This window comes from Armatimonadota bacterium, assembly GCA_025059775.1.
Taxonomy (GTDB): domain Bacteria; phylum Sysuimicrobiota; class Sysuimicrobiia; order Sysuimicrobiales; family Sysuimicrobiaceae; genus Sysuimicrobium.
Window position 1 is genome coordinate 18,516 of the sequence record JANXCW010000019.1, and the last position, 13,893, is coordinate 32,408.

The window sequence follows — 13,893 nt, forward strand, 5'->3', positions numbered from 1 at the left end:
ATGCGGGTGGACATCGTGACCATCTTCCCCGAGATCTTCCTGCCCCTCCGGGTGGGCGTCCTGGGACGGGCCCAGGAGCGGGGAGTGGTGCAGATCAGGGTGTGGAACCTGCGGGACTTCGCCACGGACCGGCACCGCACCGTGGACGACTACCCTTATGGGGGCGGGCCGGGGATGGTGATGAAGCCAGAACCCTTCTTCGCCGCGGTGGAGGCCATCGAGCGGGACGCGGGGGATCGGGGCCGCATCCTCTTCACCTCCCCCCAGGGCCGACGCTTCGACCAGCGGATGGCCCAGGAGCTGAGTCAGGAGGGGCACCTGGTGATCCTGTGCGGCCGGTACGAGGGCGTGGACGAGCGGGTGGTGGTGGGACTGCCGGCAGAGGAGGTGTCCATCGGGGACTACGTGCTCACGGGCGGGGAGCTCGCGGCCATGGTCATCGTGGACGCCACCGCCCGGCTGGTCCCGGGAGTGGTGGGGGACGAGGGATCCGTGCGGGAGGAATCCTTCACCACGGGGCTCCTGGACCATCCCCACTACACCCGGCCCGCGGAGTTCCGGGGAATGCGGGTGCCGGAGGTACTCCTGAGGGGCAACCACGCGGCCATCGCCCGGTGGCGGCGGAAGGAAGCCCTGCGGCGCACCCTGTTGCGGCGGCCCGACCTGCTGCGCACCGCGGCGCTCACGCCCGAGGACCAGGTGCTGTTGCGGGAGATCGAGGAGGAGTTGGGGATCCGGGTATAATCGAAAGCACGTGGAGGCCGTAGCCATGGACAAGATGCAGCTGGTAGAGCAGCCTCACCGGAAGCCCGAGATCCCGGAGTTCGCGCCGGGCGACACCGTGCGCGTGCACACCCGGGTGCGGGAGGGCGGGCGAGAACGGGTCCAGGTGTTCGAGGGAGTGGTGATCGCCCGTCGGGGCGGGGGGGTGCGGGAGACCTTCACGGTGCGTCGGATCTCCCACGGGGTGGGCGTGGAGCGGATCTTCCCCCTGCACTCCCCCAACATTGTGCGCATCGAGGTGGTGCGCCGCGGGCAGGTACGGCGGGCCAAGCTGTACTATCTGCGGGAGAAGGTGGGCAAGGCAACCCGCATCAAGGAGAAGCGGTAGCGCGGAGCGGCCGTGCAGTTGGCCCTGATCCGCAACGAGATGAGCATCCCGGTTCTGATCCTTCTCGTGGCCGCGGCCCTGGTGGTGTTGCGGCATGCCCTCCGGGATCTCGTCTTCTTCCCGCAGAAGGTGCGCCACGCGATCCTCGAGACCCTCGATGCGGCCCTGTTCGCGGTGGTCCTCGCCTTCTTCATCATCACCTTCGTGGCCCAGGCCTTCTTCATCCCCTCGGGCTCCATGGAGCCCACCCTCCAGATCGGCGACCGCATTCTGGTGGCGAAGTTCTACTACCGCATCGCCCCCATCCAGCGGGGGGACGTGATCGTCTTCCGCTACCCCCTCAATCCCGGGAAGGACTTCGTGAAACGGGTGGTGGGAGTGCCGGGCGACCGAGTGGAGCTGCGACAGGGGGTGGTGTACGTCAACGGGAAGCCCCACCCTGAACTCACCCCCGCGAACGGGGACCAGGGCTGCGCCCAGAGCTACGGTCCTAAGACGGTAACCGAAGGGCACCTCTTCGTGCTGGGGGACAACCGGTGCAACAGCGAGGACAGCCGGTTCTTCGGCCTCGTGCCCGTGCGGAACGTGGTGGGCCGGGCCCTGGTGATCTACTGGCCGCCGCACCGCGTGGGCCTCGTGCGCTGACTCGGGACCTCGGCCGGCTGGAGCGGGATCTGCGCCGCCGGGGATACCGACTCCTCGCGGGCGTGGACGAGGCGGGCTGCGGCCCCCTGGCGGGCCCCGTGGTGGCCGCCGTGGTGCTGGGGGACCGGCCCCTCCGGATTCCGGGACTCCAGGACAGCAAGCGGCTTTCCGAAGCTCAGCGGGAGGCCCTGGCCGCACGCATCCGGCAGGAAGCGGTGGCCTGGGCCCTGGGCATGGCCACGGTGGAGGAGATTGATGCCCTGAACATCCGGGTCGCCTCCCGCCTGGCACAACTCCGAGCGGTGGCCGCCCTCCCCCAGCACCCGCACCTCGTGCTCGTGGATGGACCCTGGCGTATTCCGCTGGAACTCCCTCAGCGGCCCGTGGTGGACGGGGATGCCCGCGTGGCCCTCATCGCCGCGGCCAGCATCCTGGCTAAGGTGGAACGGGATCGCCTGATGCGGGAGCTGGATGCCCGCTACCCCGGCTACGGGTTCGCCCGGCACAAGGGATACCCCACCCCGGAACACCTCCAGGCCCTCGCGCGCCTGGGTCCCTGCCCCGCCCACCGCCGCTCCTTCCGTCCCCTCAGGGGCTGAGGCGCGCGCAGTTGAGCCGGCTTGCCACGTTGAATTGCCGGGATGAACCGGAGACGGATCGGCGCGGGGGCAGAAGAGGCGGCGGCAGACCTTCTGCGGCGCAAGGGGTACCGCCTCCTCGACCGCAACGTCCGGTTCCCCTTCGGGGAGCTGGACCTGGTGTGCGAGCAGGCGGGGGTCGTGGTGTTCGTGGAGGTGAAGGCCCGGTCGGGGACAGCACATGGGCATCCGTTTGAGGCGGTCACCCCGCGCAAGCAAAAGCAGCTCGGTCGGCTCGCCCTCGCCTACCTGCAGCGGAAGGGGTTTGTGAACCGCCCCTGCCGGTTCGATGTGGTGGCGGTGCACCTCGATCCGGAGGGACGTCCCGTACGGGTGGAAGTCCTGCAGGACGCCTTCCGGTTCTAGCGCCGGTGCGGGCCCCGGTCGGGAACCTCCCGCCGGGGTACGAGTACGTAGTGGGGCACCGCCCACTCCACGATGGCCGCCCGGTTCAGGGCCGCTACCTTCTCCGCGATCTGATGCGGCCGCGGAGCCCGCAGCACGTAGGTTCGGCCGTCCGCTTCCACCGAGGCCACTCGGAGACCCAGATCCCGCAGCAGCCGCTCGATCTGCTCTGCCGTCGCCCACGGGAAGAACCGTACGCGGATCATGCCCGGCACGAACACCTTCCGGAAGGGTTCGCCTGGACCTGGGACGGTCGCCCCGCCCCGGAGGTCGGGGGGAAGGATCTCGATGGTGACCCGGGGAAGCAGCACCGGAGGTGCTCCTCTGGGGAAGGTGCGCGGGGGAAAGATGGCTTCCACCACGTACCGGCCCGGAGGCACGGGCTGCCCTGCGTTGTCTACCTGCGTCCACGTTTCCTCAAAACGGATCTCCGAGCCGGGTTGGAGCACCAAGCTCCCCACCACCTGGGCGAACATTCTGTCGTGGGACCACTGCCAGATCGTGGTCCCGTCCAGCCGGAGGACCCGGAAGTCGTATCGCTGACTGGTACCGAACGTAAAGGTCATCGCCCGGAACCCGCGGTTGCGTACCTGGAGCACCATCTGGACGGGCTCCCCCGGCACGTACCGTGCCCGATCCGTCGAAACCCCCACCTCTACGTCCCCCATCCGCACCACGTGAGCAGGACCCACGGTGGCCAGCACCGCCATGGACAGGATGAGAAAGGCCCGCATACGGCCCTCCCGGTTCGCTCTCACCGGGTGGTACGAGAGAATCCCCCCGGATGTTCTCAGGCAATCCCCGAGGTTGACCTCAGGTCTCCATGCGCTGTCTAGACAATACGCTTTTCAGGTTTTCTCGGATTCCCTTTTTGCCTGTCGGGAAGGAAAGGGAAACGGGATCCTCGAATACTCCTCCCCCGGATTGAGGGAGAGCCCGTTTTCAAAGCCGGACTTTGCGGGGAGGGATTCCGGATGAGGGCGGCGCAGATGGTGGAGCATCGTAAGCCGCTGGTGGTCCAGGAGGTTGCGGATCCGCGTCCCGGACCGCAGGACGCCGTGCTCCGGGTGGAGGCGTGCGGGATCTGCCGCAGCGACTGGCACGCGTGGATGGGAGATTGGACGTGGATCGGCTTCCGACCTCAACTCCCCCTCACGCTGGGGCATGAGCTGGCGGGAGAGGTGGTGGAGGTCGGCTCGGAGGTGCGGCGGACGAAGGTGGGGGAACGGGTGACGGTTCCCTTCCACCTCGGCTGCTCGTACTGCCCCTATTGCCTCAGCGGACGGCCGAACCTCTGCGACAACCTGCAGATGGTAGGATTTTCCTTCGACGGAGGCTATGCCCAGTATGTCCGCATCCCCAACGCGGACTTCAATCTCATCCGGCTACCGGACGCGGTGGACTTCGTGGCCGCGGCCGCCCTGGGATGCCGGTACATGACCGCCTACCACGCGGTGCTGCACCGGGGTCGGGTGCAGGCGGGGGAGTGGGTAGTGGTGCACGGGGTTGGGGGAGTGGGGCTGAGCGCGGTGCAGATCGCGAATGCCGCAGGCGCCCGGGTGGTGGCCGTGGACGTGGACGAGGAGAAGCTGGCGCGGGCCCGCCAGGAGGGCGCGGTTGCCACCGTGAATGCTCGCAAGGAGAACGTGCCGGAGGCGGTCAAACAGATCACGGGCGGGGGGGCACACCTCTCCGTGGACGCCCTGGGGATCCGGGAGACCATCCAGAATTCCATCTTCAGCCTGCGCAAGGGAGGTCGCCACGTGCAGGTGGGGCTCACCACGCAGGCTGAACAAGGGGTGGTGTCCCTCCCCACGGACATGATGGTGGGGATGGAGCTGGAGTTCTACGGGAGCGTGGGGAACCCCCACCCCCAGTACGCGGGCCTGCTAGGCCTCGTGGAGCAGGGCAAGCTGAATCCGAGAAGCCTGGTGGGGCGGACGGTTTCCCTGGAGGAGGTGAACGAGGTCCTGCAGGCCATGACGGAGTTCCGCACCCTGGGGTTCACGGTGATCACGCGGTTCCAGTAAGGGCAAAAGCAACAAGCACAAGGCTTCGGAGAGGAGGTGGGAGACGGTTCGCGAAGGAAAACGAGCGTCGCTGTGGATTCTTGGGGAATCAGAAGAAATCTAGAGGGGGTGGTCGGAATGCGATCTCGGAAACTGTGGTGGACTGGTCTAGTTCTGGCTATCGCGGGATGCCTTGCCCTGGGGGTCGCGTCGGGATGGACGGCTCCTCGGAAGGAAGCCATTCTCGTGGGCGTTGCCTTCGCGCTCTCCGGGCCACTCGCTCCTATCACCAACGCCACCATCGGGCCCGTGTACGACATGTGGGTGAAGGAGGTGAACGCTCGGGGAGGGATCCAGGTCTCGGAGTTCGGCCGGCGTCTTCCCATCCGGTTCATCAAGTACGACGACAAGTCCGACCTGGGGACCGCCACCCGGCTTCTGGAGAAGCTGATCCTGGAGGACCGGGTGGACATCGTCTTCCCGCCCATCAGCACGGGATTCCTATACGCGGCAGCCCCCATCGCGAATAAGTACCGGAAGGTCCTCATCGGAGGTCCCGGGGGAGCGGCCAAGCTGGAAGAGATCATGCCGAACCTGCCCTACTTCTTCCAGGTCCTGAACTACTCCCGCAGCCAGATGCCGGTTCTGGCCGCCGTTTTGAAGGAGCTCGGGCTTCGCACGGTGGCCGTCGTCCACCACGAGGATCTGCACGGGGTGGAGTATAAGGACGTGGCCCTCCCGGAGTTCCGGAAGGCGGGATTGCAGGTGGCCTTCGTGAAGAGCTTCCCCATGGACATCAAGGACGCCACCCCGCTGCTGAAGGAAGCCACTGCGGCAAAGGCGGATGCCTTTGTAGCGTTCGCGTACCCCGATCAGGGGTTCCTGATGGTCCGTCAGGCCATGGAGCTGGATGCGAACTTCAAGGCCATGTACATCTCCGTAGGCGTGAACCTCAGTGCCTTCCGGAATGCCTTTGGCGTGGACGTGGCGGAAGGGATGATGGGGAGCGGTGCGTGGAGCCCGAAAAGCGGTCCGGGTGCCCGCCGCTTCGTCGAGTTGTACAAGAAGCACTTCAACACGGAGCCGCCGGACTGGTGGGGCCAGCTGTACTACTACGCTTCCCTGGAGCACCTGCAGCAGGCCATTGAGGCCGCGGGAACCCTCGACAACCCCCGGATCCGGGAGGTTCTGGCCACGCGGACCTTCAACACTGTGGTCGGGCCCTTCAAGTACGATCGGGATCGGCAGTTCCGAGGGCACCTGGGGCAGATCGGGCAGTGGCAGAAGGGAATCTTCGAGGTGGTGGATCCGGGCAGGAACCGGACGGCCAAACCCATTCTGAAGCCGGCGTGGCCGAAGAAGCGCTAAGCGCCACCGGTATCGCGGCGGTTTTCAGGACGTCTCGGAGGGCGGGGCCGGCCTCGAGCCGATGCCGGCCCCGCCCTTCCTGTGAAGAGAGCTCCCTTGAGCGCGGGACATGGATCTGAATCGGGTTCTTGATATCGTCTTCGGCGGGATCATGCTGGGCGGGATCTACGGCCTCGTGTCCCTGGGGCTGAACCTCCAGTACGGCGTGGCCCGGGTGCTGAACGTGGCCCACGGGGAGTTCACCACACTCGGCGCCTTCCTCACATGGTGGCTGTACGTCGCCGCGGGGATGAGCCCCTTCGTGGGGTTGGTGACCTCCCTGTTGCTGAGCTTCGGCCTGGGGTGGATCCTGTATCGGTTGATCTTCGCACGACTCCAGCGGCACGTGCGGTCCCTGGAGGCCTTCGAAGCCGCATGCATGCTTACCTCCTTCGGGATCCTCTTCGCGATTCAGAACCTCATCATCCTGACATGGGGGGCGGACGTACGCAGCTATTCGTACCTGCCCGGCGCGGTGCGGTTGGGGGAACTGGTGCTTCCGGTGAACCGGATCCTTATCTTCGGGGTCTCCGTGGGGCTTGGAGGACTCTTCTACGCCCTGTTGAAATGGACGCGAACCGGAAAAGCCATCCGAGCCGCGGCCCAGGATCGGTCCGGAGCGGCCAGCGTGGGCGTGGACGTGCAGAATGTCCTGGGCATCTGCTTTGCCCTGGGCACAGGGGCCGCGGGCGCGGCGGGTTCCCTCATCAGCATCACCTACAGCATCCATCCCGTCATGGGCTTCGAGTACACGGTGATCGCCATCATCGTGGTGGTGCTGGGAGGGCTGGGGAACATCCCCGGCAGCCTGCTCGGAGGGATCCTGCTGGGGGTGGTGGGAACCGCGGTCACCTACTGGCAGCCGGGGCTCGCGGTGGTGGCCTACTACCTCTTCTTCGTGGTCCTGCTATGGTGGAGACCAAGGGGCTTGCTGGCAGCTTAGTACGGAGCGGCCTGGCCCTCCGGAGAGCAGGGCTGGCCCTCCTGGCGGTGGGACTGGTGGGTGCTCCCCTGTACCTGCCTGCCTACACCCTGGTGTTCCTGGGCAATCTGGGCATGTATGTGGTGCTGACGGTGAGCTGGATCCTGTTCGCGGGCTCCACGGGCTACGTCTCCCTGGCCTCCGCGGTGTTCTTCGGGATCGGGGTATACGCCGCGGTCCTGTGGCGCACCGCCCTGGGATTCTGGGTGGCCGCCCTGCTGGGGGGCCTGCTCAGCGCCGCGGTGGCGGCGGGCATGGGCGTGGTCACCCTGCGGTTGCGGGGGGCGTACTTCAGCATGTTCACGTTGGGGGCGGTGGAGCTGGCCACCTCCGCCACCCGGTGGGGGGAGGCGCACTTCTTCGGTCGGGTGGGACGCATCGTGCTGCCCGTGGGGCAGGAGACCATCTACTACGCCATGCTGGCGCTGGTGGCGCTGCTGTTTGCCACCTGGGAGCTGGTTCAGCGGTCGAAGCTGGGAATGGCCCTGCGGTGCATCGGAGAGGACGAGGAGGCTGCGGCGCACATCGGGATCCCCACCACATGGGTCAAGGTGGCGGGCTTCTGCTTGAGCGCGGTCTTCATGGGGTGTGCCGGGGCCATCATGGCCACCCGCTGGACGTACGTGGACCCCCGCATCGCCTTCAACCTGCAGCTCTCCTTCATCCCCGTGCTCATCGCGGTGTTCAGCGGGAGCCGGCGTCCGTACGGGGCGGCCCTGGGAGCCCTCCTCTTCGTGGCGCTGGAGGACTTCCTGATCACCCGCCTGCCCTATCACTACATGTTGCTGTTCGGCCTCGTGATGGTGGCGGTCATGCTGTACAGCCCCGGAGGGGTCACGGTGCTCGCGGGACGGTGGTGGGAGCAGGTCCTGGCGTGGAGCCGACAGGATCGGACCGGGTCCCCGAGGTGACCATGGCCTTCCTGGAGGGACAAAACCTCGTCAAGCGGTTCGGGGGTCTGGTGGCCCTGGCGGGGGTTTCCTTCGCGGTGGAGGAGGGAGAGGTGGTGGGGATCATCGGCCCGAACGGGGCCGGGAAGACCACCCTGTTTAACGTGGTGACCGGGACGGTGCGCGCGGACCACGGACGCCTGTGGTTTCAGGGGCGGCCCCTGCTGGGGCTCGGGCCCGATGAGATCTACCGGCGGGGGATCGCCCGGACCTTCCAGACCGTTCGGGTCTTCCGCGGGATGACGGTGTTCGAGAACGTGCTGGCGGGTGCGTGGTTCGGCCCGGAGTCGGGGCGGACACGGGCTGAAGCGGAACGTCACGCGTGGTGGGCCCTAGAGATGGTAGGATTGAAGGACCTGGCAGGAGCGGTTGCCGGGGATCTCCAGATCGTCTACCAGAAACGGGTGGAGCTGGCGAGGGCCCTCGCGGGAAAGCCCCGGGTGCTCCTGCTGGACGAGCTCATGGCAGGCCTCACCGCCCGGGAGGTGGAGGAGGCTGTGAGCCTCCTCCGCCGGTTGCAGGGGCAGGGCATGACCGTGGTCCTCATCGAGCACGTGCTCCGGGCGGTAATGCGGGCGTGTGACCGGGTCCTGGTCCTGCACCAGGGGCGGAAGATCGCGGAAGGACGACCGGAGGAGGTGGTGCGCCACCCCGAGGTCGTGGAGGTCTATCTTGGAAGCGGGGCGCGTGCGTGATGCTGGACGTGGAGCGCGTGTGCGCGGGGTACGGGAAGGTACAGGTGGTGTGGGAGGTGTCCGTTCGGGTGGACGAGGGAGAGGTGGTGGCCGTCCTCGGCCCCAACGGCGCGGGAAAGACAACCCTCCTGAATGCCATCACGGGACACCTCCGTCCCACGGCGGGCCGGATCGCATTCCGGGGGGAGCCCATTACGGGACGGGAACCGCACCGGATCGCGGAGATGGGAATCGCGTATGTGCCGCAGGGGGGTGGTCTGTTCCCGGACATGACGGTGCTGGAGAACCTGGAGCTGGGGGCGTTTTCCCCTGCCGCGTGGAAGGCCCGGCGGGATCGCCTGGAGTGGGTGTTCCAGCTGTTCCCCGTGCTGAAGGATCGCCGGCGGCAACTGGTGCGTAGCCTCAGCGGAGGAGAGCGACAGATGACGGCCATCGCCCGTGCCCTCATGGCGCGCCCGCGGCTGCTCATCCTGGATGAGGTCTCCTGGGGACTCGCGCCTCGGGTGGTGGCCGAGGTGTTTCAGCTGGTGCGGCAGCTGCGGGCAAGCGGCGTGACTGTGCTGTTGGTGGAGCAGAGCGTCCAGCAGGCCCTGGAGACCGCGGACCGGGCATACGTCATGGAGAACGGGCGGATCGTCCTGGAGGGAACCCGGGAGGAACTTCTGGATAGCGAGCTGATCCGAACCGCCTACCTCGGCCTATAGCTCGGAGCTCTCTCCTTCCCGTGCTACACTGTCCCCGGAGTATGTGGGGACGGAGCCTCTGGGTACTCGTGGTGAGCCTGTTGGTGCTCCCGCCCCTATGGGACCCCCATGGCCACGACCCCTACCACGCCCACGTGGTCCTTGGTGGGGATCCCGGAACCCGACACCAGGCCCTCCACCACCATCTCCACGGTCCGCACCTCCCGGCTTCCCACGCGCATGAACCTATGGTGGTGAGCCTCCGCGCCTTTGAACCTGCTCCTGGCGCGGTGCTCCATCTCCTGGGCGGTGTCGGGACCGCGGTGGCCTCTCCGAAGATTCCGGTCCCTGCATCTTCCCGATCCCACAGGAACCGGAATTTCCTGGCGGTCTACGAGACATTCCGGAGCCCGCCCGACCCACCTCCCAGGAGCAGCTGAATCGCCCGGAGCAGTCCGTTTTCGGGAGGGGATTGGATGGCGCGCGGTGTGGTGCCGTTGGTAGCGTGCCTGGCGGTGGCGGCGTGTCAGGGCCCGCCGCGGTTCCGGGCAGAGGTGGTGGATCCGCCCCGACCCGTGCCGGACCTCGTGGCCCGCGACCACCGGGGCAGGGTGTTCCGCACCGCGGAACAACGGGGGTACGTGGTGGTGTACTTCTTCGGGTACACCCACTGCCCGGACGTCTGCCCGGGCACGCTGGCTAAGTGGAAGCGGGCGCAGGAGAAGCTGGGGGAGGATGCCCGGAGGATCCGGTGGGTGTTCGTGACCGTGGATCCCGAGCGGGACACTGCCCGGAAGGTGGCGGAGTACCTGGGCCTGTTTAGCCCGGACTTCCTCGGGCTGGTGGGCACCGAGGAGTCCCTTCGACCCTTTTACCGGGCCTTCGGGGTTTTGTACGAGAAAGTGCCTCAACCTGGAAGCGCCGTGGGGTATCTGGTAGGGCACACCGCCTTCGTGCCCGTGGTGGACGTACTGGGGCGGTGGCGGCTGCGGTTCAACTTCGGAACCTCCGTGGACGACTACGTCCACGACCTCCGGTTGCTCCTGGGGGAAGCGGGACAGACCCGACGAGGAGGTGTTGAACGATGAGGACGGTGGCGGTTCTCGTAGCTCTCGGGCTGGCCGTGGGTCTGGCACAGGCCCAGCAGACGCCGGTGGAGATCAAGAACCCGTGGGCGCGCCCTGGAAATCGTGGAGGCAACAGCGCGGTCTATCTGGAGATCCGCAACCACCAGCCGCACCCGGACCGCCTGGTAGCCGCAGGCACCGATGTGGCGGAGGCGGTGGAGCTGCACGAGACCCGCACGGAAGGCGGCATGCACCGGATGCAGAGGGTAGGGTCCATCGAGGTCCCCGCCAACGGCCAGGTGGCATTGCGACCGGGAGGATTGCACGTGATGCTCATCCGGCTGAACACCGACTTGCGGGTGGGTGACCGGTTCCCGCTGATCCTGCGGTTCGAGCGGGCGGGCCGGATCATCGCGGAAGTGGTGGTGCGCGAGCAGTCGGCCGGGGGGGAACACCGGTGAACGTCAAGAGCCGTCCCCCCAGCTGGCCCCTGGCGCTGCTGGCCGCGGCGGGGTTTTTGCTGAGCGGGTACCTGTGGTTCGCCACCGGCGGAGTGGAGCTACCGCTCTGCCCCGCCGGTGGCGGCTGCCAGGTGGTGCAGAGCAGCCCCTACGCATACCTCTTCGGTGTGCCGCTTCCTGTCTACGGGCTGGTGTACTACGGGACCCTCCTGGTGCTCTCGGGATGGGGCACAGATCCCGCGCTTCGGTGGCAGCTCGCGCGCCTCGTCTCCGCCGCGGGGTCCGCGGCCTCTGTGGTGTTTCTAGGCGTGCAGCGCTTCGTGTTGCAGACTTTCTGCCCTCTGTGCGTGCTGTCCGCCCTCCTGTCCTTCGCCCTCTTCGGCCTGAGCTGGTGGTACGGCCAGCAGGGGCTGCGCTGGCCGCAACCGGCGGTGGCGGCGGTGGCGGTGCTGGCCTTCGTGCTGGGCGGCTACGCGGTCTCCGAGCGGCAGAGGGCGGCCGGTACATACGCGGAGGGACTCGCCAAGCACCTGGCCCGCACGGGAGCTGTGTTCTACGGAGCTTACTGGTGCCCGCACTGCGCGGAGCAGAAGCGCCTGTTCGGAACCGCGGCCCGTTACCTCCCCTACGTGGAGTGCGATCCCCGCTCGCCGGAGGGAAATCCCCGGGCGTGTGAGACCGCGGGGGTGCGTGCCTACCCTACCTGGGTCATCCAGGGCCGCCGGTACGAGGGGGTCCTCACCCTGGAGGAACTGGCGAGGCGATCGGGGTATCCGCCGCCGTGAGAAGGGTGGTTTTCTCCCTCCTCTGGCTGGCCTTCGGGATCGGGCTCGCGGCAGAGTCCGCCTGGGCTCAGGTGCGATGCCTGAGTTCCTTCCCCGCATCCGGAGCCTCCTACGAGGTCCCTCCGGATCGGGTGATCCTGTGGATGAGCGAGCCCGTGGATCCCCAGTTGAGCGCCTTTCTGGTAGCCTCCCGGGACGGCCGGAGGGTTGAAGGCCCGGTGCGGATCTCCGCGGACGGGCGTCGGGTGGAGGTGAGCCTACGGCCGCTTGCGCCCGGGGTGTACCTGGTGGTCTATCGGGCCGCCACGCTGGTGGGCGGCCACGTGAGCACGGGGTTTTTCCTGTTCGGCGTAAAGGAGCCCGTTCCCGCTCCCGAGCTTTCGTGGGGAGTGCGGATCGTCCGATGGGCGGGAGCCGGAAGCGCGGTGCTTGCCACGGCGTGGGGCACTCCGGTACTGGCAGTGGCGGCGGTGGCGGCCGCGGCCGCGGAGTGGGTTTGGGTCTCCACCGGCCTCCTCGGAACCTCCCTCGCCTCCCTGTGGCGGGCAGGGCTCCTATGGCCGCTTGTGGGTGGAACTGAGGCAGGCTGGGGGATGCTGCTCTCGGCCCCTGTGGCTGCGGCGTGGCTGCTGCCCCGTCGGGGTCTTGCTTCCCTCTTGCGGGCCGCGGCCGCAGTAGGAATCGGGTTCGTAGCAGCCCTGGTGGCCCTGGCCGGCGGTCCTCTGGAGTTTCTGGGCTCCGCGCACGCGGTGGTCCTCTTCCTCATGGTGGCGGTGTATGCGGTGGGGGGGCTTGTGGCCTTGGCGGTGGTGGGTGCGACGGGGGTTCGCCTCCCGGAGCCCGGCTGGTCCACCCCCGTGCTCGGAGCCCTGCTCCTCGCCGCCTCAGCCCTGCGTCTGGCCGACTCCCCCTGGGAGTTCCTGGGAGCCTGGGCCATAGGAGGAGCCCTCACGGTGCTCCTCCGCATCGGGCGCAGACCCGAGTCCAAAGATCGGGTCCGAGCCCGATAGCCGACTGCCTTCAAACTTCGTTTACAATACGAGCCGGACAGAACGGATCCGTTGTGTCCACAGCCTGGCGCTCGCGAGGAGGCGGGTGGCCGGGCTGAATTTTTGGGTCCGAAGACCAAAGGGGAGGTGATGCGGGATGCGCACGGCGGTGTTTCTGGGGACGGGGGGGCTCATTCTGGCGCTCACCCTGGGGGGGATTGCGGGAACGGCCCCCGCGTCCATCAAGGTGATCGCCAAGGAGTTCGCCTTCGAGCCCAAGGAGATCAAGGTGAAGGTCGGACAGCCCGTGAAGCTCGTGCTGGAAAATAAGGGCGTCATTGAACATGACATCGTGATCGAGAAGCTCAACGTGAAGACGGAGGCCTTAAAGCCCGGGAAGAGCGGGGAGGTGACCTTTACCCCGAAGTCCAAGGGCCGCTACCTCATCTACTGCAGTGTGCCCGGCCACAAGGAGGCGGGCATGGTAGGGACCCTGATGGTTCAGTGAGGAGGTGAGGCCATGCGGTCCCTTGATCGGACGCTGCTGGTTTTCGCCGTTGCGGCTCTGGCGGCAGGACTCCTCACGGGGGCTCACCCCGTGCAGGCAGCCACGAAGAAGTTCGAGCTGGTGGCCACCCGCAAGGCCCTCGTGGTAGACGAGGGTGTGGTGTGGCGGGCGTTCACGTGGAACGGCCGCGTGCCGGGACCCCTCCTGGTGGTGGAGGAGGGAGACACCGTCGAGCTCACGGTGCGCAACCCAGACACCATCACCCATGGGCTGTCAATCCACGCGGCCAACACCCAGACGAGTCTCGTGGTGGGCAACATCCCGGCCGGGCAGTCCCGTACCCTTCGATTCCGGGCAGACTTTCCCGGCGTCTACATGTACCACTGCGCCCCGGGCGGCCACGGGATCCTGGCCCACACCATGGGCGGGATGTTCGGGATGGTGGTCGTGGAGCCCAAGCGCACCAAGTACCGGCTGGAGGAGGAGCTCGGCCGGCCCCCGGACGTGCGGGTGTACATCGTCCAGCATGAGGTGTACGCCAGCGGGAAGGACTTCGCG

The 13,893-nt window shown here is 67.4% G+C and carries 19 protein-coding genes; 17 read left to right on the top strand and 2 right to left on the bottom strand.

Translation table 11 applies throughout. The features are described from left to right. The 5 genes from trmD to N0A24_11150 all read left to right on the top strand — a co-directional run bounded on the left by trmD (position 1) and on the right by N0A24_11150 (position 2,760). Positions 1 to 744: a tRNA (guanosine(37)-N1)-methyltransferase TrmD gene (trmD, locus tag N0A24_11130; GenBank protein MCS7173900.1), complete on the top strand. Its 744-nt coding sequence runs from the start codon at positions 1 to 3 to the stop codon at positions 742 to 744. 25 nt (positions 745 to 769) lie between these two features. Continuing rightward, positions 770 to 1,111 carry a 50S ribosomal protein L19 gene (gene rplS, locus N0A24_11135; GenBank protein MCS7173901.1) on the top strand — a complete coding sequence of 114 codons (342 nt, stop codon included), beginning with the start codon at positions 770 to 772 and terminating at the stop codon, positions 1,109 to 1,111. A gap of 141 nt (positions 1,112 to 1,252) precedes the next feature. Further along, entirely contained in the window at positions 1,253 to 1,756 is a 504-nt protein-coding gene (gene lepB / locus N0A24_11140; protein ID MCS7173902.1) for a signal peptidase I, read from the top strand. Positions 1,757 to 1,773: 17 nt separating this feature from the next. Then, complete coding sequence (locus tag N0A24_11145) at positions 1,774 to 2,355, top strand: ribonuclease HII (protein ID MCS7173903.1); 582 nt, start codon at positions 1,774 to 1,776, stop codon at positions 2,353 to 2,355. A 42-nt stretch (positions 2,356 to 2,397) separates the two neighbouring features. Next, positions 2,398 to 2,760, top strand: coding sequence for a YraN family protein (locus N0A24_11150; GenBank protein ID MCS7173904.1), 363 nt, complete (start codon positions 2,398 to 2,400; stop codon positions 2,758 to 2,760). On the opposite strand, the gene N0A24_11155 is transcribed toward N0A24_11150, so the two are convergent. After that, a complete protein-coding gene (locus N0A24_11155; protein ID MCS7173905.1) occupies positions 2,757 to 3,533 on the bottom strand; it encodes a BsuPI-related putative proteinase inhibitor in 777 nt (258 codons plus the stop codon). The genes N0A24_11150 and N0A24_11155 overlap by 4 nt on opposite strands. 240 nt (positions 3,534 to 3,773) lie before the next feature. Here N0A24_11155 and N0A24_11160 point away from each other — a divergent pair, with 240 nt between their 5' ends. The 6 genes from N0A24_11160 to N0A24_11185 all read left to right on the top strand — a co-directional run bounded on the left by N0A24_11160 (position 3,774) and on the right by N0A24_11185 (position 9,546). Beyond that, a complete protein-coding gene (locus N0A24_11160) occupies positions 3,774 to 4,829 on the top strand; it encodes a zinc-dependent alcohol dehydrogenase family protein (GenBank protein MCS7173906.1) in 1,056 nt (351 codons plus the stop codon). A gap of 117 nt (positions 4,830 to 4,946) precedes the next feature. Continuing rightward, on the top strand, positions 4,947 to 6,176 hold the full coding sequence (locus tag N0A24_11165; protein ID MCS7173907.1) for an amino acid ABC transporter substrate-binding protein: 1,230 nt from the start codon (positions 4,947 to 4,949) through the stop codon (positions 6,174 to 6,176). Between the two features lie 109 nt (positions 6,177 to 6,285). Then, positions 6,286 to 7,158, top strand: a complete 873-nt coding sequence (locus N0A24_11170; protein MCS7173908.1) for a branched-chain amino acid ABC transporter permease — start codon at positions 6,286 to 6,288, stop codon at positions 7,156 to 7,158. Further along, complete coding sequence (locus N0A24_11175; protein ID MCS7173909.1) at positions 7,125 to 8,108, top strand: branched-chain amino acid ABC transporter permease; 984 nt, start codon at positions 7,125 to 7,127, stop codon at positions 8,106 to 8,108. Before N0A24_11170 ends, N0A24_11175 begins: the two co-directional genes overlap by 34 nt. Next, a complete protein-coding gene (locus tag N0A24_11180) occupies positions 8,072 to 8,842 on the top strand; it encodes an ABC transporter ATP-binding protein (GenBank protein MCS7173910.1) in 771 nt (256 codons plus the stop codon). Before N0A24_11175 ends, N0A24_11180 begins: the two co-directional genes overlap by 37 nt. Continuing rightward, entirely contained in the window at positions 8,842 to 9,546 is a 705-nt protein-coding gene (locus tag N0A24_11185; GenBank protein MCS7173911.1) for an ABC transporter ATP-binding protein, read from the top strand. The genes N0A24_11180 and N0A24_11185 overlap by 1 nt, the downstream gene beginning before the upstream one ends. A 95-nt stretch (positions 9,547 to 9,641) precedes the next feature. Here N0A24_11185 and N0A24_11190 read toward each other — a convergent pair whose 3' ends face one another. Further along, positions 9,642 to 9,767 carry a hypothetical protein gene (locus tag N0A24_11190; protein MCS7173912.1) on the bottom strand — a complete coding sequence of 42 codons (126 nt, stop codon included), beginning with the start codon at positions 9,765 to 9,767 and terminating at the stop codon, positions 9,642 to 9,644. A 234-nt stretch (positions 9,768 to 10,001) separates the two neighbouring features. On the opposite strand from N0A24_11190, the gene N0A24_11195 reads away from it, so the two are divergent. The 6 genes from N0A24_11195 to N0A24_11220 all read left to right on the top strand — a co-directional run. Next, on the top strand, positions 10,002 to 10,613 hold the full coding sequence (locus N0A24_11195; protein MCS7173913.1) for an SCO family protein: 612 nt from the start codon (positions 10,002 to 10,004) through the stop codon (positions 10,611 to 10,613). After that, on the top strand, positions 10,610 to 11,053 hold the full coding sequence (locus tag N0A24_11200; GenBank protein ID MCS7173914.1) for a copper chaperone PCu(A)C: 444 nt from the start codon (positions 10,610 to 10,612) through the stop codon (positions 11,051 to 11,053). Before N0A24_11195 ends, N0A24_11200 begins: the two co-directional genes overlap by 4 nt. Then, on the top strand, positions 11,050 to 11,838 hold the full coding sequence (locus tag N0A24_11205; protein ID MCS7173915.1) for a vitamin K epoxide reductase family protein: 789 nt from the start codon (positions 11,050 to 11,052) through the stop codon (positions 11,836 to 11,838). The genes N0A24_11200 and N0A24_11205 overlap by 4 nt, the downstream gene beginning before the upstream one ends. After that, positions 11,835 to 12,848, top strand: coding sequence for a copper resistance protein CopC (locus N0A24_11210; GenBank protein ID MCS7173916.1), 1,014 nt, complete (start codon positions 11,835 to 11,837; stop codon positions 12,846 to 12,848). The genes N0A24_11205 and N0A24_11210 overlap by 4 nt, the downstream gene beginning before the upstream one ends. Before the next feature lie 136 nt (positions 12,849 to 12,984). Continuing rightward, positions 12,985 to 13,335: a cupredoxin domain-containing protein gene (locus tag N0A24_11215; protein MCS7173917.1), complete on the top strand. Its 351-nt coding sequence runs from the start codon at positions 12,985 to 12,987 to the stop codon at positions 13,333 to 13,335. A 12-nt stretch (positions 13,336 to 13,347) separates the two neighbouring features. Further along, positions 13,348 to 13,893 (top strand): multicopper oxidase domain-containing protein (locus tag N0A24_11220; GenBank protein MCS7173918.1); only part of this gene is annotated, 546 nt, incomplete at its 3' end.